This is a genomic window from Serratia sp. PL7 (assembly GCF_945957435.1).
This window is the reverse complement of record NZ_CAMFLB010000010.1, coordinates 87,349-109,735: the sequence shown is the minus strand read 5'-3', so window position 1 is coordinate 109,735 and position 22,387 is coordinate 87,349. Positions and strand designations below refer to the sequence as shown.

The following is a 22,387-nucleotide window of genomic DNA, read 5'->3' as shown; positions in this document are numbered from 1 at the left end:
CCAAAACAACGATTACGCAGGTTTGCGCCCCACACGAACATGGTTAGACAAGGAGTTTAGAATGGATGTAACCGCAAAATATGAGCTTATCGGGCTGATGGCCTATCCGATCAGACACAGCTTATCGCCAGAGATGCAAAATAAAGCGTTGGAAAAAGTCGGGTTACCTTTTACCTACATGGCTTTCGAAGTCGATACCACCACCTTCGCCAGCGCGATTGAAGGGCTGAAGGCGTTAAAAATGCGCGGCACCGGCGTCTCGATGCCTAACAAGCAGTTTGCCTGTCAGTATGTCGATGAATTAACGCCAGCGGCCAAACTGGTTGGTGCTATCAACACCATCGTCAACGACGACGGCTACCTGCGCGGCTATAACACCGACGGCACCGGGCATATTCGGGCCATCAAGGAAACCGGTTTTGATATCAAGGGTAAAACCATGGTGCTGGTCGGCGCGGGTGGCGCATCTACCGCTATCGGCGCGCAGGCGGCCGTTGAAGGCATCAAAGAGATCAAGCTGTTTAATCGTAAGGACGAGTTCTTTGATCAGGCGCTCGCCTTTGCCAAACGGGTCAACGATAACACCGATTGTAAAGTGACCGTGACCGATCTGGCAGACCAGCAAGCGTTTGCCCGCGCCATCGCCAGCGCGGACATCCTGACTAACGGCACCAAGGTCGGGATGAAGCCGCTGGAAAACGAGAGTATCGTCAGCGACATCACCCTGCTGCGCCCGGAACTGCTGGTGACGGAGTGCGTATATAACCCGCACATGACCAAGTTGCTGCAAATGGCCCAACAGGCAGGTTGCAAAACGGTGGACGGTTACGGCATGTTGTTATGGCAAGGCGCCGAACAGTTCAAGCTGTGGACTGGCAAGGATTTCCCACTGGAATACGTTAAGCAGGTGATGGGATTCGAGGCGTAGCATTCCCGTAGCGCGTGGTGATGGGCTTGAATCACCACCTTATTGATTGCGGCAAAAGAGCATGCAAAAGGTAAAAATGAAAACCATAACCGTAAAAAACATTGTGTTCGGCGAAGGCGCGCCAAAAATCATTGTCTCGCTGATGGGTAAAGATATCCCTAGTGTGGTGGCTGAAGCGCAGGATTATCGTCACGCCGATTTCGATATTCTGGAGTGGCGCGTCGATCATTTTGAGGATGTCGCCACGCTCAGCAACGTGATAGCCGCCGCACGTCAGATCAAAGAGATCATTGCCGACAAGCCGCTGCTGTTCACCTTCCGCAGCGCCCAGGAAGGCGGTGAGCAGGCGTTGCCCCCACAGGCCTATATCGCGCTCAATCTGGCTGCGGTGGACAGCGGCCTGGTCGATATGATCGATCTGGAGCTGTTTACCGGTGACGAACTGGTCAAAGAGGCCGTGGCCCATGCCCACGCCAAGAACGTTAAAGTCATCATGTCGAATCATGATTTCCATAAAACGCCGCCGCAGGAGGAAATCGTCAAGCGCCTGTGCAAAATGCAGGAATTGGGAGCCGATATTCCGAAAATCGCCCTGATGCCGCAAAACAAGAGTGACGTATTGACGTTGCTGGCCGCGACGCTGGAAATGCACGAAAAACATGCCAACGGGCCGATAATCACCATGTCGATGGCCAAAACCGGCATTGTGTCCCGGTTAGCGGGCGAAACCTTCGGCTCAGCGGCCACCTTTGGCGCGGTCAAGAAAGCCTCCGCGCCAGGGCAAATCTCCGTCACGGATTTACGCACCATATTAACGATACTGCATTAATTCAGTGGTGCACTGATATTACTGTCGGCGGGAATAATTGTATTCCCGCAAAATAAAACCAGTCACTAAAAAGAGCATTCAATTTTAATACAGCTTAATTGCGGTATCCGCACGCCTGCGTGCGGGTTGAGTTGCCCGCAAAATAAAATAAATGCATCGGTCATCAACAGGAGTAGTTATGGATCTGGTAAAACCGAAAAGAATCAATGGCAGAGTCCCGGTATTATCGGCACAAGAGGCGGTAAATTATATTCCTGACGAAGCCACCTTGTGCGTATTAGGGGCCGGTGGCGGTATTCTGGAGGCCACCACCTTAATTACCGCGCTGGCAGAGAAATATCAAACCACGCAAACCCCGCGTGACCTGTCATTAATCAGCCCGACAGGGTTAGGTGACCGGGCCGATCGCGGCATCAGCCCGCTGGCACAGGTTGGGCTGGTGAAATGGGCATTGTGCGGGCATTGGGGACAATCCCCACGCATCTCCGATCTGGCCGAGCAGAACAAAATTGCGGCCTACAACTATCCCCAAGGCGTGTTAACCCAGACCCTACGGGCCGCAGCGGCGCACCAGCCGGGGATTTTAACCGATATCGGTATTGGTACCTTCGTCGACCCGCGCCAGCAAGGCGGCAAACTCAATGAGGTGACCACAGAAGATCTTATCAAGCTGGTCGAGATCGATAACCAGGAATATCTCTACTACAAGGCCATTGCGCCCAACGTCGCCTTTATTCGCGCCACCACCTGCGACAGCGAAGGTTATGCCTCGTTCGAAGACGAGGTGATGTATCTGGACGCACTGGTGATTGCGCAGGCGGTGCACAACAACGGCGGCATCGTGATGATGCAGGTGCAAAAGATGGTCAAGAAGGGGACGCTGCACCCTAAATCGGTGCGTATCCCTGGCTATCTGGTTGATATCGTGGTGGTCGATCCACAGCAGACGCAGCTGTATGGTGGCGCCCCGGTAAACCGCTTTATTTCCGGCGATTTCGTGCTTGATGACAGCACCCAAATCGCCCTGCCCCTTAACCAGCGCAAACTGGTAGCGAGACGTGCACTATTTGAGATGCGTAAAGGGGCGGTGGGCAACGTTGGGGTGGGCATTGCCGACGGCATCGGCCTGGTCGCCCGCGAAGAGGGGTGTGCCGATGATTTCGTGCTGACGGTCGAAACTGGCCCCATCGGCGGCATTACCTCTCAGGGTGTGGCCTTCGGTGCGAACGTCAACACCCGAGCCATCCTGGATATGACCTCCCAATTCGATTTCTACCACGGAGGTGGGCTGGATGTCTGTTACCTGAGCTTTGCCGAGGTAGATCAACAGGGCAACGTTGGCGTGCATAAATTCAACGGCAAAATCATGGGGACCGGTGGCTTTATCGATATCAGCGCGACGTCAAAAAAGATTGTGTTCTGCGGCACCCTCACCGCCGGCAGTTTAAAAACCGACATCACCGACGGCAAGCTGAATATTGTGCAGGAAGGACGCGTCAAAAAATTTATCAAGCAATTACCGGAAATCACCTTTAGCGGCAAAATCGCGCTCGAGCGGGGATTAGACGTGCGTTACATCACCGAACGTGCCGTCTTTACGCTCAAAGCTGATGGCCTGCACCTGGTTGAAATTGCCCCCGGAGTGGATCTGGAAAAAGACATTCTGGCAAAAATGGATTTCGCCCCGGTTATTTCCCCGCAGTTAACACTGATGGACAAGAGATTGTTTATCGACGGCGTAATGGGTTTCACTTTACCTGAAGCGGTATATTAAAAGGAGTAAGGCTATGGACTTTTCTTTAACTGAGGAGCAGGAACTGCTGCTTGCCAGTATTCGGGAACTGATCGGCAATAACTTTTCGGAAGAGTATTTCCGCACCTGCGATCAGACCTCAACCTACCCTACCGAGTTTATGCGCGCGCTCGCCGATAGCGGTATTTCTCTGTTAGGTGTGCCAGAAGAGTTCGGCGGCATACCGGCGGACTATGTCACCCAGATGCTGGCGCTGATGGAAGTCTCCAAATGTGGCGCACCGGCGTTCCTGATCACCAATGGCCAGTGTATTCACAGCATGCGCCGTTTCGGTTCGGCCGAACAGTTGCGCAAGACGGCAGAAAGCACGCTGGCCACCGGCGATCCGGCCTATGCGCTGGCCCTGACCGAACCGGGCGCGGGCTCGGACAACAGCGCCGCGACCACCACTTACACCCGTAAAAACGGCAAGGTGTATCTGAACGGGCAAAAAACCTTTATCACCGGTGCGAAAGAATACCCGTACATGCTGGTATTGGCGCGCGATCCTGAGCCCAAAGATCCGAAGAAGGCCTTCACCCTGTGGTGGATGGAATCCAACAAGCCGGGCATTAAGGTCAATCCGCTGCACAAGATCGGCTGGCACATGCTGAGCACCTGCGAAGTTTACCTCGATAACGTTGAGGTGGATGAGAGCGATATGGTGGGTGAAGAAGGCATGGGGTTCCTCAATGTGATGTACAACTTTGAAATGGAACGCCTGATCAACGCCGCACGCAGCGCCGGTTTCGCCGAGTGCGCGTTTGAAGATGCCGCCCGTTATGCCAACCAGCGTATCGCCTTCGGCAAGCCGATCGGCCATAACCAGATGATCCAGGAAAAGTTGGCGCTGATGGCGATCAAGGTCGACAACATGCGTAATATGGTGATGAAAGTCGCTTGGCAAGCGGATCAAAAACAGTCACTGCGCACCAGTGCCGCGCTGTGTAAGCTCCACTGCGCCCGTACGGCGATGGAAGTGATTGATGACGCCATCCAGATCATGGGCGGGCTGGGCTATACGGATGAGGCTCGCGTTTCCCGCTTCTGGCGTGACGTGCGCTGCGAAAGGATTGGCGGTGGCACCGATGAAATCATGATTTATATTGCTGGCCGCCAGATCCTGAAAGACTACCAGAGCAAATAAGGTAATAAAACGCCAGGAGGCAGCCAATAAGCCAACCTCCTGGCGAGTTATCAATAAACCACCAGCTAATTCAACCCGGCAAACACGCCGGTTCTGCCAAGTTATTATTGAACTGTTTACGATAATCACTTGGGGAACAACCGACATGGCGCATAAATAATTTGGCAAAATGGTCGACGTTTTCGTACCCTACCCGCCAGGCGATCTCATTGAGGCTATTATCGGTATTGGTCAGCGTAAACTTGGCCTCGGTGATCCGGCGCTGAATAACGTAATTAATCGGTGATATATGATATTCGCGGGCAAACTCATGGCAAATATAGCTGACGCTGGCGCGAAACTTTTTAGCTAACTGTTCGAGAGTGATCTTTTCACGATAGTTATTATTCAAATAAACCAGTACATCCTTCACCAGCACATCTTTCTTTATGTATCCCAACTCTGAACGGTAAGCGTTTTTAAAGTTCTCATAAAACAGTGCGGTGAGGGCATAACCATAAGCATCGTAAATCGATGAGCTTAACTCGTTTTTCTGCTGGGGTAGCCTCACGCCGAGTTCATGAAGGATCGTTTTTATCACCTCTCCCCCTTGCCCAACGGAAACTACCGGGCAGGAGTGAGGCTGTAAAATCTGATTCTCTTCCCAGCCCTGAAACTTGAAGCCATGGACGGCACAGGTATAGGTGGTAGCCGGAGAGGTGCAGTCAGATGCTACCGCATGGAGTCGGCCAGGCTCAATAACCACGATATCACCAGCGTGTGCCACGTAGTAAGAGGAGTCGATGACCAGCCTGGCCACCCCCTGCTTAACGTAAATCAGTTCGCTCTCATCATTATGCACATGATGCCCAGACTCCCAGTTGGGATCGTCACTGATGACGAACCGCGAGAGTTTTGGCGTCATCCCCTGCGCAAAAAGGGCTTCTTTTTTATTATCGAAACAGCGCTGAAACATGGCAACCTCCACACAATACAGTTGGCTTTGGCAAAATGATCAGTGGCTAAAATAGAGCGACAGAAAACAATATACAATATGAGCCCAGACGACTAAAACAAGATAGTTTGCCCCGCATGCAAGATGGCACGAGAATAAAATCACGACGTTCGTGCCGCCGGCTTACCTTACTCACTGGCAAACCATTTTCCCGCACGGCAATCCATCCGTTGTTAGCCATTTTTTTGCAAGATTGTTAGCAACAAAAACAGATTATCCAGTCGTAAATCCCCCTGCGCACTCGCAATATATTGTCATGCTTTTTGTCCTTTCCGCTGATAGAACGCTCTCTGCCGCCAGCGAGCGCCCCACAGGAGATATCATGAAAATAATAACCTGCTTTAAGCTGGTCCCCGAAGAGCAAGATATTGTGGTTACCGCACAACGTACGCTCGATTTCGATCACGCCGAAGCCAAAATCAGCCAGTTCGATTTGAATGCGATCGAGGCTGCCACCCAACTGGCCACCGAGAACGATCAGATTACCGCGCTCTGCGTGGGCGGCTCGCTGCTGCAAAACTCCAAGGTGCGTAAGGACGTGCTGTCGCGCGGCCCTCATGAGCTTTATCTGGTGCAGGATGCGCAACTGGAAAACGCGCTGCCGATGGATACCGCACACGCACTGGCCGCCGCCGCAGATAAAATCGGCTTTGACCTGATGCTGTTTGGTGAAGGTTCCGGGGATTTGTATGCACAACAGGTGGGCCTGTTGGTTGGGGAGATCTTACAGCTCCCTACCGTTAATGCCGTCAGCCAAATCCAGTTTGCCGGTGACCGTGTGCTGGTTGAGCGCACGCTCGAAGAAGAAGTAGAAGTGCTTGAACTGCCGCTTCCAGCGGTGATCTGCGTAACCTCAGATATTAACGTTCCCCGCATTCCGACAATGAAGGCGATCCTCGGCGCTGGGAAAAAACCGGTCAATCAGTGGCAAGCCAATGATATCGCCTGGAGCCAGACGCCGCCTTTGGCCGAGCTGGTCGAGATCACCGTACCGCCGCAGAAACAGCGCCAACGCATCATTCTGGAAAACGACTCGCCGGAAGCCATTGCCGAGCTGGCGGACCATCTGAAAAAAGTGCTGAACTAACCCACGACTGGAGAAAATCATCATGAGTAAACTGACAAACGTATGGGTGTTCAGCGACAACGTTGAGCGCTACGGTGAACTGATGGCAGGTGCACGCCAGTGGGGCGAGCATGTTTATGCCCTCGTGCAGGACAGCGAACAGGTTGCCCGGCTCAAGTCTCTGGGGGCAGACGGCATCTACGTGCTGGAGAAAACCTCTGCACTGCAGCGTATTGAAAATTATGCTGAGACCCTGGTGGATATCCTGAAAGAGGTGAACGGCGAACAAACTCCAGCCTTGGTGCTGATGGCTGCCACCAAGCGTGGTAAAGCACTCACCGCCCGCCTGGGGGTACTGCTGAACGCAGCGGTGGTGAACGATGTGACCGCCGTGCACGTCGACGGGGCTGATTTCATCGCCGAACACCGTATGTATGGCGGATTGGCCTTCGGTAAAGAAAAGATCAACTCCACCACCGCCATCATCACCCTGGCTCCCGGTGTGGTGGAGCCTGCCGCTGCCGACCCGGCGCATGACTGCCTGGTCACTCAGCTCAGCTATGTTGCCCCGCGTCAGGAAATCCTCTGTAAGGAGCGCCGTGCCAAAGCGCTGAGCAGCGTCGATCTCAGCAAGGCCAAACGCGTGGTTGGTGTCGGACGTGGGCTGGCTGCACAGGACGACCTGAAAATGGTCCATGAGTTGGCAGCCCTGTTAGGAGCAGAGGTTGGCTGCTCTCGCCCTATCGCCGAGGGCGAAAACTGGATGGAACGCGAGCGCTATATCGGGGTATCTGGCGTGCAGTTGAAATCCGATCTCTACCTGATGCTGGGCATTTCCGGGCAGATCCAGCATATGGTCGGCGGCAACGGTGCCAAGATCATTGTCGCGGTGAACAAGGACAAAAACGCCCCGATCTTCAACTATGCCGACTACGGCCTGGTGGGCGACATTTACAAAGTGGTCCCAGCCCTGATCGACCAATTAGGTCATTAACCCTTTGATTCACCGCACGCATCTCGCCGCACACCCGCGGCGGGATAGGGAGCATAAGCATGTCGGATGATAAATTTGATGCCATCGTGGTCGGTGCTGGCGTCGCTGGTGCCGTAGCCAGCTACGTGATGGCGCAGGCCGGGTTGGATGTACTGGTCATCGAACGCGGCAACAGCGCTGGCAGTAAGAACATGACCGGGGGGCGCCTGTATGCCCATAGTCTGGAACGCATTATGCCCGGGTTCGCTGAGGAAGCGCCGGTAGAACGTAAAGTCACCCGCGAAAAGATCTCATTCATGACGGAAGAAAGCGCCGTCACGCTCGATTTTCACAGCGAGAAACCCGACATTGCCGCCCAGGCATCATATACCGTGCTGCGCAACCGGTTCGATCCCTGGTTGATGGAAAAAGCCGAACAGGCCGGAGCACAGTTTATCTCGGGTGTCCGCGTCGACGCGCTGATACGGGAAGGTAATCAAGTCACCGGCGTGCAGGCGGGCGACGATATCCTGAAGGCTGACATAGTGATCCTGGCTGACGGTGTGAACTCCATGCTCGGCCGCTCGATTAACCTGGTGCCCCCCTCTTCACCGCATCACTATGCGGTAGGTGTCAAAGAGCTTATCGGTTTATCCCCCTCGGTGATCGAAGATCGCTTTAACCTCTCTGGCAATGACGGAGCCGCCTGGCTGTTTGCCGGTTCCCCGTCCAATGGCCTGATGGGGGGCGGATTTCTCTATACCAACCGGGACTCCATTTCTTTAGGGCTGGTATGCGGCCTTGGGGAGATTGGCCACGCGGGGAAAAGCGTACCCCAGATGCTGGAGGACTTTAAACAGCACCCCTCCATTCGCCCACTGATCCAGGGAGGAAAACTGCTGGAGTACGGCGCGCATCTGGTTCCGGAAGGCGGCAAGGCCATGGTGCCAACGCTGGCTGACGGCGGCGTGATGATCGTCGGCGACGCGGCAGGATTCTGCCTGAACCTGGGCTTTACCATACGTGGCATGGATCTCGCTATTGCATCGGCACAGGCCGCAGCCAATACGGCCATCGCGGCCAAGCAGCGGCAGAACTTTTCCGCCAGCAGCCTGGGGGAATATAAGCACGCCCTGGAGCAAAACTGTGTGATGCATGAGGTACACCACTTTCGCAAAATCCCTGCGCTCATGGAAAACCCGCGCCTGTTTACCCAGTATCCGCGCATGGTCGCGGACATCATGGGGGATATGTTCACCATCGATGGCAGCCCCACTCAGCCCGTGCGTAAGGCTCTGATGAAAAGGGTGAAACAGATTGGGCTGATGAATTTATTGAAAGACGGCATCAAGGGGGCAACAGCGCTATGAGCAGCGAAAATCCGGTCAACGTAGACGTCAAACTGGGCATCAACAAGTTCCATGTCAATGAAGGCCATCCGCACATCATTCTGGTGGATAACCCCAATATGGACGAGTTCCGTAAGCTGATGCTGGCCTGCCCTGCCGGGCTGTATAAGCAAGACAGCGCAGGCAATATCCATTTCGATTCCGCCGGTTGTCTGGAATGCGGGACCTGCCGCGTGCTGTGCGGCAACACCATTCTTAAGCAGTGGGAATATCCTCTGGGGACGTTTGGCGTTGAGTTTCGCTACGGGTGAGCGTCTGCCTGAAAGAGCGTGCCAGCCCCTCACCCCAACCCTCTCCCGTAGGGAGAGGGAGCTGATAGCCCTTGCACTTTTGGCAGTAAAGAGACCCTCTCAGCAAACCGCTCGTCACTGATCAAAGGTGGGTCACTACAATTTCAAACACGCTCGATCGGTCCCCTCTCCCTGTGGGAGAGGGCTAGGGTGAGGGGCAATGTTTACCGGACCAGAACAGTTCACCATCCCCCCAGAAATAATGAATAGAGATAAACAATGAGTGTCACGATAAAACTCAATCCCGAACGCCGGGCCAAATACCGGCAGCAAGGTTTTTGGGGCGATGCATCGCTTGCCGATTACTGGCATCAAACCCTGCAGGCCATGCCGGAAAAGATTGCCGTGATCGACAATCGGGGGACGTCCTACACTTATGCCGCCCTCGACCGCGCGGCAAGTAGCTTGGCAGCATGGTTGATCTCCTGCGGTATCGAACCGGGTGACCGCATCGCATTTCAGCTTCCCGGCTGGTGTGAGTTTACCGTGATCTACCTGGCTTGCCTGAAAACGGGGGCGGTTTCCGTTCCCCTGCTCCCCTCTTGGCGAGAGGCCGAGCTGGTCTGGGTGCTGAACAAATGCCAGGCTAAGGTGCTGTTCGCGCCAACCTCATTCAGAAATACCCGCCCAATTGACCTCATATTGCCGCTACGCGATCAAATACCGGGCCTACTTGAGGTGGTGGCCGTCGATAAGCTTTCTCCCGCAACTACCGCCCCCGCACTGAGCCAGTTGCTGCGAGACACTCCGCCACTGACCAAGCAGGTCAACGTGCATGGCGATGAACTGGCCGCCGTACTGTTCACCTCCGGCACCGAAGGCAAACCCAAAGGCGTGATGCTGACGCACAACAATATTCTGGCCAGCGAGCGTGCCTACTGCGCACGGCTCAATCTTACCTGGTTGGATACCTTCCTGATGCCCGCACCGCTGGGGCATGCGACCGGTTTCTTGCACGGCGTGACGGCCCCCTTTCTGATTGGCGCACGCAGCGTCCTGCTCGATATCTTTAATCCGCTCGATTGCCTTGCCCTGCTGCAACAAGAGCGCTGCACTTGCGTGCTCGGAGCAACGCCTTTTGTCTATGACCTGTTATGCACCCTGCAACAGCAGCCGCACGACATCTCATCGCTACGCTTCTTCCTGTGCGGCGGCACCACCATCCCGAAAAAAATTGCCCAGGACTGCCTGCAAATGGGCATTAAACTGCTCAGCGTCTATGGCTCAACGGAAAGTTCGCCCCACGCGGTGGTCAACCTGGACGATCCCCTTTCCCGCGTGCTCAACACCGACGGTTTTGCCGCACCTGGGGTAGAAATCAAAGTGGTAGATAAAGACCGCAATCCACTCCCCTACGGCGAAGAAGGTGAAGAAGCCTCACGTGGCCCCAACGTATTTATGGGGTATCTGGATGAACCCGAGCTGAGCGCCCGTGCGCTGGATGAGGATGGCTGGTACTACAGCGGTGACCTGTGCCGCATGGACGCTGACGGCTACATTAAAATTACTGGCCGCAAGAAGGATATTATCGTGCGTGGCGGGGAAAATATCAGCAGCCGCGAAGTGGAGGATATCCTGATGCAACATCCTCGTATCCATGATGCCGCTATTGTTGCCATGCCGGATGAACGATTAGGGGAAAGGTCCTGCGCCTACGTGGTGCTAAAGGCCGCTTACGGTTCACTCACCCTGGAGGAGGTCATCGCGTTCTTCGGGCGCAAACGGGTCGCCAAATACAAATACCCGGAACATCTGGTGATGGTGGACAGCCTGCCGCGTAACGCCTCGGGCAAGATACAAAAATTCCTGCTACGTCAGGATATTATCCAGCGTCTTGGCGAAGAGGTTAAACAGGCGGCTATGGGGAAAAGAGACGATGTTCGCATTACGGAACAAGCAAAATGAAAGGCTCTGGCAACAGGGCTCGAACCTGTGTCCAGTCGGATGGAGAGCCGACTGCTCTACCACTGAGCTATACCAGAGTTAGGGCTATTATCTACGAGCCGTCAGCCCGGTCAAGCGGGCTAACCGCCTTTACCGGAAAAATAGCCCGCCTTGCGCAGTATCAGGGCGATCTCCGGCTTATCGACCACCACCCCATGAACCAGCTCCGGCGTTGGCACAAACGCCACCGCCTGCCGATTGCGGCGTGGGCCGATCCACCCCTTGTTATAAGGATCGACGCCAAACTGCTCGCAGACCCGCTGCACATCGGCTTTGGTGCAACTGCTGGCACCAGAAAACACTTCCCAAGGCAACGGCAGATGCGCCCACACCTGAGTATCCGGCTCCAACCCACCGCCCGTCTGATAGTGCCAGGCGGCGACGTCCCCAGCCATCAGGCGCAGCACTTTGCCCAGGCACATCTGTTCGACCATCTCCTCCATCCCTAATACGACAGCCAGCGCAAGCCACCCTTGCCGGGCGCTGTTCCAGGCTCCGGCCAGGGCATTCCAGGTAGAGGAGTCGTCGCCACGCTTCACAATCATGGTCTGGCGATTGAAGGTATTGCGTTGCCAAATCAATTGTAGCAATCCGGCCAGTTCATTGAGCTGTGCCAGATAGAGAGTGAACAGGCTCAGCTTTTGCCGATCGTCGAGGTGCTTTACGATGTCACGATCCGGCATGATATGGGCAATGGCGTACCAGCCTGCCGATGTCGGCGCCTGTCGTACCCGCGCCAGCAGCATCTCGCCAATCTGGTCAAAAGCACGATCCTGTGCCTGGTTGGTAAACACGCTGCGGCGGTTCAGGCGGGCGGAAAGCCAGGCAATAAAGCAGGCAACGTCCGGCGTGGAGGCAAAATCCTCATAGCGGATCATCATCGCCAGCCCAGATTTAGCCATCCGGGTCGCCTGGTATTTTTGCGTTTCCAGTTGGTAGGTCGCCAGCTTGCTCTCAAAGCGCTGCAGAAAACGGAACAGCTTGTTATAGCGCCGTTTGGAGATATCCATGCCCGCCTGCTGCCGCTGCGCACGGCTGAAACGGTCGGCGATAAAATTATTACTGCCTGGGGCTTTCTGGATCTCCACCGATAGTTGCTCAATCAGTTGGCGAACCTGTTGAATATCGCTGCAATCAATGCTGTCCAACACCGGGGCACCAGCAAACAACTCCCCTGCCTTCACCACCTGTTTCTCTGGAGCAATCGGTTGACGAAACTCCTGCATCATCGAGGTCATCTGTACCAGGCCGGACTTCAGTGACCCAGTTGCCGCCTGTCGTAGCAGAGCCGTTTCTACGGGTGTCAGGGAATCCCCCAATTGCGTGAGGATCAGTTCAGCCACGTCTTCCGGGCGAAGGCGGGCTTGCAGTGAGGAGAACAGCCGAGCGAGGTTATCCATCAGGGTTAATCCATTAAAAAGTTAAAATCTTAAGGGGGTCAGTTGATGCAGGCTTCAGCCTGAGCATCATCCAAATGACATACTGTTGACTATTTTGATAGAGGTCAATTGATCAACCCGTTTAGTCGTGAAATGCCCCCTGCGACCAAGTTAAACTCACCGAACCTGGCCCAGTGCCTGCTGCTTTGTTATTCCTACCGCGTTCACCTTGGAGCACAGAATTGTTTAAAAACCTGATAAATCGGCTAGTGCTGATCGCTGCCGTCGCCTTGCCTGCCGCTGCCAATGCGGCTCCTAACGTGCAGGTGGGGTTTTCGCCTGAGGGCTCGGCGCGGGCGTTGGTGCTGAACATTATCGGCCACGCACATCGGTCCATCCAAATGATAGGTTATTCTTTCCAGGCACCCGATATCACTCAGGCGCTGGTAGCGGCGCACAATCGGGGAGTGGAGGTGCGCGTGGTAGTCGACAAACGCCGGAATCAGGGCAAAACCAGCCAGACCGCGATTAACTTCGCGGCCACTCACGGCATACAGATGCGCATCGATGGGCATTATCATATTCAGCACGACAAGACGATTATTGTCGATGGCAAGACGGTGGAAACCGGCTCGTTTAACTATGCTTCCTCAGCTGAGACGCAAAATAGCGAAAACGTGGTGGTACTGCGCCATATGCCCGACGTTACCAGGCAGTTCATCGCACACTGGCAAAGCCGCTGGGATTTGGGCCTCCCTTACAAGGTGAGGCTTGAAGCCACGAAACGGCCACATTGATGAATTCTACTCATAGTGCCTATCCTATTATCCGTGATTATCTCCCTGCCTTTACCCGCTAACATAAGTTCATCTGCAAGCGCGACCAGTGCTTTCTTCTCGCATCGCGATCCGGCCATGGTGGAACGGCTGACCGGCCGCAAACTCGACGTTTAACGACATAAAATTGGAGAAATTCCCGAATGCAAACACGTTATCTCGGTAAATCCGGGCTGGAAGTGTCAGCGCTGGGCCTGGGCTGTATGGGGTTGAGCTTCGGCTATGGCCCGGCAACGGATACCCGTCAGGCCGTTGAACTTATCCGCGCAGCCGTTGAGCGTGGCGTGACCTTTTTCGATACCGCCGAAGTGTATGGCCCGTATCTGAATGAAGAAGTGGTCGGCGAAGCCTTAAAACCCTTGCGCGATCGGGTCGTTATCGCCACTAAATTTGGCTTTACCTTTGGTGATGATAACAAACAGCAAATTTTAAACAGCCGCCCAGAACATATCCGCCAGGCAGTGGAAGGCTCACTGCGCAGGCTTAAAACCGACGTGATCGATCTGCTGTATCAACACCGCGTCGATCACGATGTCCCCATTGAAGACGTTGCGGGCACCGTGAAGGATCTGATTGCTGAAGGTAAGGTCAAACACTTCGGCCTGTCAGAGGCTGGCGTGCAAACCATTCGGCGCGCTCATGCGATACAGCCGGTTACCGCCCTACAGAGTGAATACTCAATGTGGTGGCGTCAACCTGAGCAGGAAATCCTGCCGGTGCTGGAAGAGTTAGGGATTGGATTCGTGCCATTCAGCCCATTGGGCAAAGGCTTTTTGACCGGAGCTATCAAAGCCGGCACGACATTCGGTGAAGATGATTTCCGCAGCAAGGTGCCGCGTTTTGCCGCAGAGGCGCTGGAAGCGAATGAGCAGTTAGTCAGCCTGCTGACAATACTTGCCACAGAGAAAGGCGTGACGTCAGCGCAAATTGCTCTGGCCTGGCTACTGGCACAAAAACCGTGGATTGTGCCCATCCCAGGGACAACCAAACTGCATCGGCTGGAAGAGAATCTGGGGGCTGCAGATCTCATTCTTTCCCAGAATGATTTGCTCAAGATGACTCAAGCGCTGGAGAAGGTGAAAATCGTGGGTGAACGTTATCCGGCCGCCTTACAGGCACGCGTGGGTCGTTAAGGTTTCTCTGGCTTGCGGTTTCCCGCAAGCCATTTAATCACCCCAGCGCAACGCATCAATCAATAGAGCAAACGCGGGAGGATGCTGCTTTCTACTGGGGTAATAGAGATAGTAACCCGGGAAAGAGGGGCACCACTCTTGCAGCACCTGAACAAGTTCGCCGGATTTGACCAAGCCTTGGACCATATCCTCTGGCACGCAGGCAAGGCCAAACCCTGACAGCACCGCGTCGATTCTCTCCGACAACAAGTTCAACGTCAGTTGGCCCTCAACCCTGACGCGCAGCGGCTTGCCTGCTTTCTCAAACTCCCAGTGATATAAGCCGCCTGCGGTAGGTAAACGCATATTAATGCACTGATGATCCTGCAGTTCATGTGGTGTCTGCGGAATGCTGTTGGTGGCGAAATACGCTGGCGCGCCAACCACCACCATACGCATATCCGGGCCGATCTTCACGGCAACCATGTCCTTATCGACGCTTTCGCCAAGGCGAACTCCGGCATCGAAACGCCCATCCACAATATCGATAAATCCGTTATCTACCACCAGCTCAACGTTGATTTCCGGGTATTGCCGTAGAAACGGCTTTAGCTTTGGCCATAGCAGGCTGCGCACCGCATGTTCGCCCGCCGAAAGCCGAATATTACCGGACGCGGAACCATTCAGTTGAACGAGAGCTTCCAACTGCTGTTCAAGGTCTGCAATACGGGGTTCGAGACAGGCAATGATCCGCTCACCCGCCTCCGTGGGGGCAACGCTGCGAGTGGTTCTAGTTAGCAGACGCAGGTTTAAACGCTCCTCCAGCGCCTTTATAGCGTGGCTGAGTGCAGACTGTGAAACACCCAGCTTACCCGCCGCTTTGGTAAAACTTCTCTCCCTCGCCACGACGAGAAAAACCTGTAGCTCATTGAAGTTTTCTTTCAGCATGCGTATTCCCTTGGTTGACGTAAACCTTGCCTGTTCGGACAGAATTTATGAAACTAGTTCATAGACACTACCATTTTAGCGCCGTTGCCAACAAAGGTTGCTGATAACTCGCCAACAAAAACGGCAAATCGTCGCGCAATTCAGACAAAATTCGCTGCTACGCCTGATCTTCAATGCGCTGCCTGGCCGGGAGGCTGGCCAGGCGCGGAGTATTGTGATGCTCAGCAATCCAGAATCGATGGTAACCCCCAGGATTCGGCGTATTTAGCCAAGTACAGCGTACGCTGCAAAGCGGCAGAGGCTGTTTCCTCTTCTGCAAGCGGGCCCTTATCAGGAAGGCTGATTCGATGATAAATCTAATACACTCGTTCTGATTAACATGTCTTCATTATGGGAACATCGGGTAAGCATGCGGAACCCGGCAACATAGTCGATATAGAAACGCATATTTTCAGCGTTGTTATTTTCAAGATCATAAATATTTAACATCAGCTGCATTTCATAATCGGGTGATTGATTGATGGTTCTCACTTTTCGATCATTGATAAAGAAATCAATCTTGCTTTCCGTCCTTGCAATGGCGTAAGTGTTGAATAGAGTGACATCAATCTCAACAGGCTCCTCATAGAGTAGCCGTTACGGATATTCTTACCCTTAAGCTCGAAGAGGCAAATCTCCGCAGACCGCTCGGGGAGATCTTCGTAACCTATCATCCAGAGTGCAGCGACATTGTTTGCTGCAATAAGGCATTTGGCTCGCAGTTCGAAATAGCCATATTTTGGCAGATATTTTTTCTCAGCCACCTGTGCCTGACGCACCCGGCAGTCTGGCGAAAAGCGATGCTGACCAAGTAGTGACCCCTCCGGGCCAGAGTAAACACCGGTTTGCAGAGAAGATACTCTGACTTCCCCATTAAACTCCGGGCACCAGGGCTGTTGATCTTGCTCGATATTAAGTGAAAAGCCGTTTTCAGAAAATTCGAATCTGGGTGAGGATAACGCCCGGCTACTCCACTGCGGTAGATAGTAGGGAAGCCAATGAGACTCATCGAGATAACCGCGATCAAACCCGTCATAAAATTCCAGCTGGTATCTTTCCCCGTCAATGATTTTTTGGCTTGCAATTTTCATTATTACCCACCTGAAATATAACAGTGTTGCTTTAGAATTTATGTGTTGGTTAAAGATGCCGGTTAACCAATGGGCGATCAGAGATTATCAAACTTGAAACGAGTCGCTATCTGCGCTCAATCAATATTTGTGGGCTTGCTTGCAGAATTATTTAATCTGGAACCACCAGCCAAGGCGATAATGATACCGGCAGTCCCATTTTTGACGCTGGTCTGGCGCATCATAGCGCTGAAAGACGATGGGCTTCGGGGGGAGGTCATTGTATCAACAAAGGCATAAACTGATTTCCTGTAGACAAAGGTGTATTTTTTGGCCCTGGGAGGACCGATGCTTGATTCCTTTTACTGGATTAATGAACCCGAACAATGGCAGTGCGATAACGGCAAGTTAAGCGTTGTCACAAATGACAAAACCGACTTCTGGCGAAAAACCTGGTACGGGTTTGAGCGTTTTTCAGGGCACATCTTCGCCACCGACGTCAGTGAAGACTTCACCTTTCAGGTTAAGGTCTGCGCGGACTTCACCACGCTGTATGACCAGGCCGGGCTCATGTTCATGACCGATGACCAGCACTGGCTTAAAGCCGGCATTGAGTTTAACGACGGCACTCCCGCAATCGGCAGCGTGCTGACGCTGGAGAACTCAGACTGGGCAACCGGCACCTTTACGGGTGATCCACGTGAGTTCTGGCTTCGCTTGACCCGCAAAGGCAACAGCCTGCGGTTACAATACTCAACGGAGGGTCATCACTGGCCGTTGCTACGCCTATGTTATTTTCCGCAGGGCCCAGCGAAAATCGGTGTGATGTGCTGTACGCCTGAACGTCGCGGGTTATCGGTGGATTTCCTGAATATCACGCTAACTCCGCCGGTGGATAAAACATTACATGACCTAAGTTAATCGTTCGAGTCTGTGCGATTCGGTATGCTGGATCGCCTTCACTCTCGTCCGACAACATTAGCGTTGATGTATCAAGGATCACACTTTTAAGTGGCTGCTTATTCCCATACAAAAAACATGTGTTAACATCGTTGCGTAAAACCCTTTCAACTCATACCGAGGCTTTGATGCTGGAGAATGTAATCATCCGATAATCAGCTTCCCGACCTTTTCAGGCCGGACTGATTATCAATGCGCCGAAATCGAATGCGGACACCGCTGTGTGTTTGCACGTTTTGCACATGATGATTAACAGGTTTTTCAGCATGAATTTATCCCGTCAGGAACAACGTACCTTACACGTTCTCGCCAAAGGTGGACGTATTGCGCACGTCCGCGATACATCCGGCCGCGTCACTTCCGTTGAATGCTACAGCCGTGAAGGGCTGCTGCTCAGCGACTGCACGCTCGCCGTATTCAAAAAACTCAAAACCAAAAAGCTGATCAAGTCCGTCAATGGACAACCGTACCGCATCAATACCAGCGGGCTGAACAACGTTCGCGCCCAGTTGGACAACCGCTAAGGAGAGTGTGATGGACATCAACACGATTATTTCTGGCTCCTACCTCATAAAACTGTCGCCAGATGAAAGCAAAATCCCTTGGAACGATCCGGCGTTTAGCCAACGCATGCTGGAGAACCACTTGTCGCAGGAGCACGACTGGGCCAGCCGGAAACTACCGGTCATTGAACGACAGGTGGCATGGATCACCAGCCAGCTCCCGGCAGGCGCACGCATTCTCGATCTCGGCTGCGGCCCAGGCTTTTACACCCGCATGCTTACAGAGCAAGGCTTTCACTGTACCGGCGTGGATTTCTCTCCAGCATCTATCGCCTATGCCCGTCAGCAAGCACAGGCGGCAGGATTGGTCATTGAATATATCGAACAGGATGTACGGATGTACTCCCCGGAGAAGCGGTTCGATTTCATCATGATGACCTTTGGTGAACTGAATGTCTTCAGCGCGGTGGACGCCCATACCTTGCTTAGCCGTTGCGCACAGTGGTTAGTTCCAGGAGGCAAGCTGCTGGCAGAAGTGCATACCTTTGATGAAATAAAGCGTCAGGGCATGGCTGCACCGAGCTGGCAACGCTGTCCGCAAGGACTGTTTCTCGCCAGGCCTCACTTGTTATTGACGGAACACGCCTGGGATGAAACGGCGCAGACCAGCTCAACGTTGTTCTGGGCCATCGAAGAAAATGGTGACGTCACCCGCTTTGGTAACCAAATGACGGCCTGGCACGATGAAGAATATCTCCACCTGATCGGTGATTGCGGCCTCACCGTGCTCCCCGGCCCGGATAGTGCAGCATGGCCAGTCAGCGAAACGTTCGAAGGAAAACTGATTGCCCTGCTGGCAGAAAAAGCAATCACAGCAACCTCTGACACTACACAAATCAATGAAAGGAATTCTGCATTGGATATCCCACGTATTTTCACTATCTGCGAAAGTGCTCACCGCATCCATAACCCGTTCACGCCCGAGAAGTACGCCACTCTCGGCGCAGTATTACGTATGGCTCCAGGCACGAGAGTGCTCGACCTCGGCAGCGGTTCGGGGGAGATGCTCTGCACCTGGGCGCGCGACTACAATATCACCGGTACTGGCATCGACATGAGCCCATTATTTACTCAACAGGCCAAACTGCGCGCAGATGAACTCGGTGTCACCGATCGCGTCGATTTTATCCATAACGACGCTGCCGGTTACGTAGCCGATGAAAAATGTGACGTGGTGGCCTGCGTCGGTGCCACCTGGATTGCTGGAGGCGTCGCCGGGACTCTCGAGCTGCTGAGTAAAAGCCTCAAACCTGGCGGGCTCCTGCTAATCGGTGAGCCTTACTGGCGTCTGTTGCCGCCGACGGAAGAAATCGCCAAAGAGTGTGGCGCCAATGCCCTCTCAGACTTTCTCCCCCTGGCAGATCTTGTCACCTCTTTCGACACGCTCGGTTACGACGTCGTAGAAATGGTGTTGGCAGATCAGGAAGGTTGGGACAGGTACGTAGCAGCCATGTGGTTGACGATGCACCGGTGGTTAGAGGCAAACCCCGATGACGACATGGCGGAGGAAGTCCGGACACAGTTGACGACAGCGCCAAAACGCCACGTGGCGTTCACGCGTGAATACCTTGGCTGGGGGGTGTTTGCTTTGATGGCTCGATGATCAAAAGCGGCGAGTGAGCCAATAGCCAGAAACAACAAGGGCGCAGTATCTATACACTGCGCCCTTTCGCATCATTTAAACCTGAACCTAGCTGCGCACCAAATCGTCGCCGTAGCCAATCCACTTATAGGTGGTCAGCGCATCCAGCCCCATCGGGCCGCGGGCGTGCAGTTTCTGAGTGCTGACCGCGACTTCTGCTCCCAAACCAAACTGGCCGCCATCGGTAAAGCGGGTGCTGGCATTGACGTATACCGCAGAGGAATCCACCGCACGGACGAAATACTCGGCGTTGCTCAGCGAGCGCGTCAGAATGGCATCGGAATGGCTGGTGCCGTGGGTACGAATATGATCGATGGCCTGATCGATATCGTCCACCAGCGTCACGTTCAAATCCAACGATAGCCATTCGTCATCGTAATCTTCCGCGGCCACTGCAACCACCTTCGCGGGCCCTTCCTGCAACAACGGCATGGCGTTATCGCTGGCGTGCAACGTTACCCCAACGGCGGCCATACGCGCGCTCAGCGCAGGCAGGAAGCTGTTAGCGATAGTGCGGTTAACCAGCAGGGTTTCGACCGAGTTGCAGGCGCTTGGCCGCTGTATCTTGGCGTTTTCGATGACGGTCAGCGCCTTGTCGTAGTCTACGCTGTCGTCTACATAGATATGGCACACGCCGATACCGCCGGTGATCACCGGAATGGTCGATTGCTCGCGGCACAGCTTATGCAGCCCGGCACCGCCGCGTGGGATCAGCATGTCTACATAGCGATCCATTCGCAGCAGTTCATTCACCAGTTCACGATCCGGGCTTTCGATCGCCTGCACCGCCGCCGCTGGCAGGCCGCACTGTTCCAGCGCCTGCTGGATCACTTTCACCGTCGCCTGATTGGTGTGGTGAGTTTCTTTACCGCCGCGCAAGATCACCGCATTACCGGTTTTCAAGCACAGGCTGGCAACGTCAATGGTGACGTTGGGGCGCGCTTCATAGATCACGCCAATCACCCCGAGCGGCACACGGCGGCGCTCCAGCTTCAGGCCGCTGTCCAGCAGATTGCCGTCCAACACGTGACCAACCGGATCGCTCAGGCGGCAGACCTGGCGCACATCGTTGGCGATCGCCGCCAGACGCGCTGGGGTTAACAACAGGCGATCCAACAGGGCTTCACTCATCCCGGTGGCACGCGCCTGCGCCATATCCTGCTCATTCGCCTGTAGAATTTCTTCGCTGCGAGCCTCCAGCATGTCGGCCATTACCGCCAACACCTGGTTCTTTTTCGCCGTGCTCAGTACCGCCAACTGCCAGGAAGCCTGTTTAGCGGCTTTCCCCATCTGCTCGAGCATGTTCACTCCTTAACTTACGATCATATCGTCGCGATGCACGGCCACCGGGCCATATTCATAGCCCAGGATCTCGCTGATTTGCTGCGAGTGGTGCCCGGCGATCATGCGCATGGCATCGCTGTTATAACGGCTGACGCCATGAGCCAGATCGCGCCCCGCCAGATTGCGGATGCGGATCACCTCACCGCGTGAGAAATCACCTTTAACATCGCGGATCCCCTTCGGCAGCAGTGAACTGCCACGGGCCATCATCGCTTCTACCGCCCCATCGTCAACGGTGATCTCGCCTGCAGGCGGCGCACCGAAGATCCAGCGTTTGCGGTTCTCCAACGGGGTTTCCAGCGCATGGAAGCGGGTGCCCACCGGGTTGCCCTCAATCACATCGGCCACTACGCCCGGCTTGCTACCGGCAGCAATAATCACATCAATGCCCGCACGGCAAGCCACGTCGGCCGCCTGGAGTTTGGTGCCCATGCCGCCGGTACCCAGACCGGAAACGCTGTCACCGGCAATGGCACGCAGCGCATCGTCAACGCCGTGCACTTCACGGATCAGCTCGGCTTCCGGGTTATTGCGCGGGTCGGCGGTATACAGGCCCTGCTGATCGGTCAGCAGCAGCAGTTTATCGGCACCGGCCAAAATGGCAGCCAATGCAGACAGGTTATCGTTGTCGCCGACTTTGATTTCTGCGGTGGCAACCGCATCGTTCTCATTAATCACCGGGACAATGCGGTTATCCAGCAGCGCGGTCATGGTGTCACGCGCGTTGAGGAAGCGCTCGCGGTCTTCCAGATCGGCACGCGTCAGCAGCATCTGCCCGATATGAATGCCATAGATCGAGAACAGCTGTTCCCACAGCTGGATCAGCCGGCTCTGCCCCACTGCCGCCAGCAACTGCTTGGAAGCGATGGTGGCAGGCAGCTCGGGGTAGCCCAGGTGTTCCCGCCCGGCAGCGATCGCCCCGGAGGTAACAATAACGATGCGGTGACCCGCTGCATGTTGCTGGGCGCATTGGCGCACCAGTTCGACAATATGGGCACGGTTCAGACGCAGCGAACCGCCGGTCAACACGCTGGTGCCCAATTTCACAACCAATGTCTGGCTGCCGTTCATAATAGTTCTGCCGTTGGAGTTAAAAGGAATGCAAAGGACGTTGTAACAGGA

General features: G+C 54.4%; 20 protein-coding genes, 1 tRNA gene and 3 pseudogenes. 16 read left to right on the top strand and 8 right to left on the bottom strand.

The genetic code is table 11. The annotated features are described in order from the left end of the window. The first annotated feature begins 61 nt into the window (after positions 1 to 61). The 4 genes from ydiB to N6G83_RS31040 all read left to right on the top strand — a co-directional run bounded on the left by ydiB (position 62) and on the right by N6G83_RS31040 (position 4,696). Entirely contained in the window at positions 62 to 928 is an 867-nt protein-coding gene (gene ydiB, locus N6G83_RS31055; protein ID WP_065683860.1) for a quinate/shikimate dehydrogenase, read from the top strand. Between the two features lie 76 nt (positions 929 to 1,004). Beyond that, positions 1,005 to 1,757 (top strand): type I 3-dehydroquinate dehydratase, encoded by a 753-nt coding sequence (aroD, locus tag N6G83_RS31050; RefSeq protein ID WP_199061365.1) that lies wholly within the window; start codon positions 1,005 to 1,007, stop codon positions 1,755 to 1,757. A 178-nt stretch (positions 1,758 to 1,935) separates the two neighbouring features. Then, positions 1,936 to 3,531, top strand: a complete 1,596-nt coding sequence (locus N6G83_RS31045; protein WP_199061366.1) for an acyl CoA:acetate/3-ketoacid CoA transferase — start codon at positions 1,936 to 1,938, stop codon at positions 3,529 to 3,531. 13 nt (positions 3,532 to 3,544) lie between these two features. Beyond that, positions 3,545 to 4,696, top strand: coding sequence for an acyl-CoA dehydrogenase (locus tag N6G83_RS31040; protein WP_024483672.1), 1,152 nt, complete (start codon positions 3,545 to 3,547; stop codon positions 4,694 to 4,696). Positions 4,697 to 4,766: 70 nt separating this feature from the next. Here N6G83_RS31040 and N6G83_RS31035 read toward each other — a convergent pair whose 3' ends face one another. Beyond that, on the bottom strand, positions 4,767 to 5,651 hold the full coding sequence (locus N6G83_RS31035) for an AraC family transcriptional regulator (RefSeq protein WP_024528720.1): 885 nt from the start codon (positions 5,649 to 5,651) through the stop codon (positions 4,767 to 4,769). 361 nt (positions 5,652 to 6,012) lie between these two features. Between N6G83_RS31035 and N6G83_RS31030 the strand changes: the two genes are divergently transcribed. From N6G83_RS31030 to fadK, 5 genes are all read left to right on the top strand, one after another. Beyond that, complete coding sequence (locus N6G83_RS31030; RefSeq protein WP_211136428.1) at positions 6,013 to 6,777, top strand: electron transfer flavoprotein; 765 nt, start codon at positions 6,013 to 6,015, stop codon at positions 6,775 to 6,777. Between the two features lie 22 nt (positions 6,778 to 6,799). Further along, complete coding sequence (locus tag N6G83_RS31025) at positions 6,800 to 7,750, top strand: electron transfer flavoprotein subunit alpha (RefSeq protein WP_211136427.1); 951 nt, start codon at positions 6,800 to 6,802, stop codon at positions 7,748 to 7,750. A gap of 59 nt (positions 7,751 to 7,809) precedes the next feature. Then, complete coding sequence (locus N6G83_RS31020) at positions 7,810 to 9,099, top strand: FAD-dependent oxidoreductase (protein WP_024528722.1); 1,290 nt, start codon at positions 7,810 to 7,812, stop codon at positions 9,097 to 9,099. Beyond that, the gene (locus N6G83_RS31015) at positions 9,096 to 9,389 is read left to right on the top strand and encodes a ferredoxin family protein (protein WP_260524080.1); all 294 of its coding nucleotides are present in this window, start codon (positions 9,096 to 9,098) and stop codon (positions 9,387 to 9,389) included. The genes N6G83_RS31020 and N6G83_RS31015 overlap by 4 nt, the downstream gene beginning before the upstream one ends. Positions 9,390 to 9,647: 258 nt before the next feature. Beyond that, complete coding sequence (gene fadK / locus N6G83_RS31010) at positions 9,648 to 11,333, top strand: medium-chain fatty-acid--CoA ligase (protein ID WP_211136426.1); 1,686 nt, start codon at positions 9,648 to 9,650, stop codon at positions 11,331 to 11,333. 4 nt (positions 11,334 to 11,337) lie between these two features. Here the strand turns inward: fadK and N6G83_RS31005 are convergent. Continuing rightward, a tRNA-Glu gene (locus N6G83_RS31005) sits at positions 11,338 to 11,410 on the bottom strand. A gap of 42 nt (positions 11,411 to 11,452) precedes the next feature. After that, complete coding sequence (locus N6G83_RS31000) at positions 11,453 to 12,772, bottom strand: hypothetical protein (protein WP_211136425.1); 1,320 nt, start codon at positions 12,770 to 12,772, stop codon at positions 11,453 to 11,455. A 233-nt stretch (positions 12,773 to 13,005) separates the two neighbouring features. Here N6G83_RS31000 and N6G83_RS30995 point away from each other — a divergent pair, with 233 nt between their 5' ends. From N6G83_RS30995 to N6G83_RS30985, 3 genes and pseudogenes are all read left to right on the top strand, one after another. After that, the gene (locus N6G83_RS30995; RefSeq protein WP_409529731.1) at positions 13,006 to 13,548 is read left to right on the top strand and encodes a phospholipase D family protein; all 543 of its coding nucleotides are present in this window, start codon (positions 13,006 to 13,008) and stop codon (positions 13,546 to 13,548) included. 78 nt (positions 13,549 to 13,626) lie between these two features. After that, a pseudogene (locus tag N6G83_RS30990) lies at positions 13,627 to 13,704 on the top strand (aldo/keto reductase); the annotation flags it as partial. 26 nt (positions 13,705 to 13,730) lie between these two features. Further along, positions 13,731 to 14,720, top strand: coding sequence for an aldo/keto reductase (locus tag N6G83_RS30985; RefSeq protein WP_211136424.1), 990 nt, complete (start codon positions 13,731 to 13,733; stop codon positions 14,718 to 14,720). A gap of 33 nt (positions 14,721 to 14,753) precedes the next feature. Here N6G83_RS30985 and N6G83_RS30980 read toward each other — a convergent pair whose 3' ends face one another. Continuing rightward, the gene (locus N6G83_RS30980; protein ID WP_024528964.1) at positions 14,754 to 15,647 is read right to left on the bottom strand and encodes a LysR family transcriptional regulator; all 894 of its coding nucleotides are present in this window, start codon (positions 15,645 to 15,647) and stop codon (positions 14,754 to 14,756) included. Positions 15,648 to 15,759: 112 nt separating this feature from the next. On the opposite strand from N6G83_RS30980, the pseudogene N6G83_RS30975 reads away from it, so the two are divergent. After that, positions 15,760 to 15,837: pseudogene (locus N6G83_RS30975) on the top strand (hypothetical protein); the annotation flags it as partial. 3 nt (positions 15,838 to 15,840) lie between these two features. On the opposite strand, the pseudogene N6G83_RS30970 reads toward N6G83_RS30975, so the two are convergent. Further along, positions 15,841 to 16,003: pseudogene (locus N6G83_RS30970) on the bottom strand (alkane 1-monooxygenase); the annotation flags it as partial. A gap of 171 nt (positions 16,004 to 16,174) precedes the next feature. Beyond that, positions 16,175 to 16,777, bottom strand: a complete 603-nt coding sequence (locus N6G83_RS30965; RefSeq protein WP_211136423.1) for a glycoside hydrolase family 16 protein — start codon at positions 16,775 to 16,777, stop codon at positions 16,175 to 16,177. A gap of 327 nt (positions 16,778 to 17,104) precedes the next feature. On the opposite strand from N6G83_RS30965, the gene N6G83_RS30960 reads away from it, so the two are divergent. The 3 genes from N6G83_RS30960 (at position 17,105) to N6G83_RS30950 (ending at position 19,882) form a co-directional block, all read left to right on the top strand. Beyond that, on the top strand, positions 17,105 to 17,677 hold the full coding sequence (locus N6G83_RS30960; protein ID WP_211136422.1) for a DUF1349 domain-containing protein: 573 nt from the start codon (positions 17,105 to 17,107) through the stop codon (positions 17,675 to 17,677). 305 nt (positions 17,678 to 17,982) lie between these two features. Further along, the gene (locus tag N6G83_RS30955) at positions 17,983 to 18,240 is read left to right on the top strand and encodes a YjhX family toxin (protein WP_024483657.1); all 258 of its coding nucleotides are present in this window, start codon (positions 17,983 to 17,985) and stop codon (positions 18,238 to 18,240) included. 10 nt (positions 18,241 to 18,250) lie between these two features. Further along, positions 18,251 to 19,882 (top strand): class I SAM-dependent methyltransferase, encoded by a 1,632-nt coding sequence (locus N6G83_RS30950; protein ID WP_211136421.1) that lies wholly within the window; start codon positions 18,251 to 18,253, stop codon positions 19,880 to 19,882. Between the two features lie 87 nt (positions 19,883 to 19,969). On the opposite strand, the gene proA is transcribed toward N6G83_RS30950, so the two are convergent. Both proA and proB read right to left on the bottom strand, forming a co-directional pair. Then, the gene (gene proA / locus N6G83_RS30945) at positions 19,970 to 21,223 is read right to left on the bottom strand and encodes a glutamate-5-semialdehyde dehydrogenase (protein ID WP_037434933.1); all 1,254 of its coding nucleotides are present in this window, start codon (positions 21,221 to 21,223) and stop codon (positions 19,970 to 19,972) included. Between the two features lie 9 nt (positions 21,224 to 21,232). Continuing rightward, entirely contained in the window at positions 21,233 to 22,336 is a 1,104-nt protein-coding gene (proB, locus tag N6G83_RS30940) for a glutamate 5-kinase (RefSeq protein ID WP_024483654.1), read from the bottom strand. Between the last annotated feature and the right edge of the window lie 51 nt (positions 22,337 to 22,387).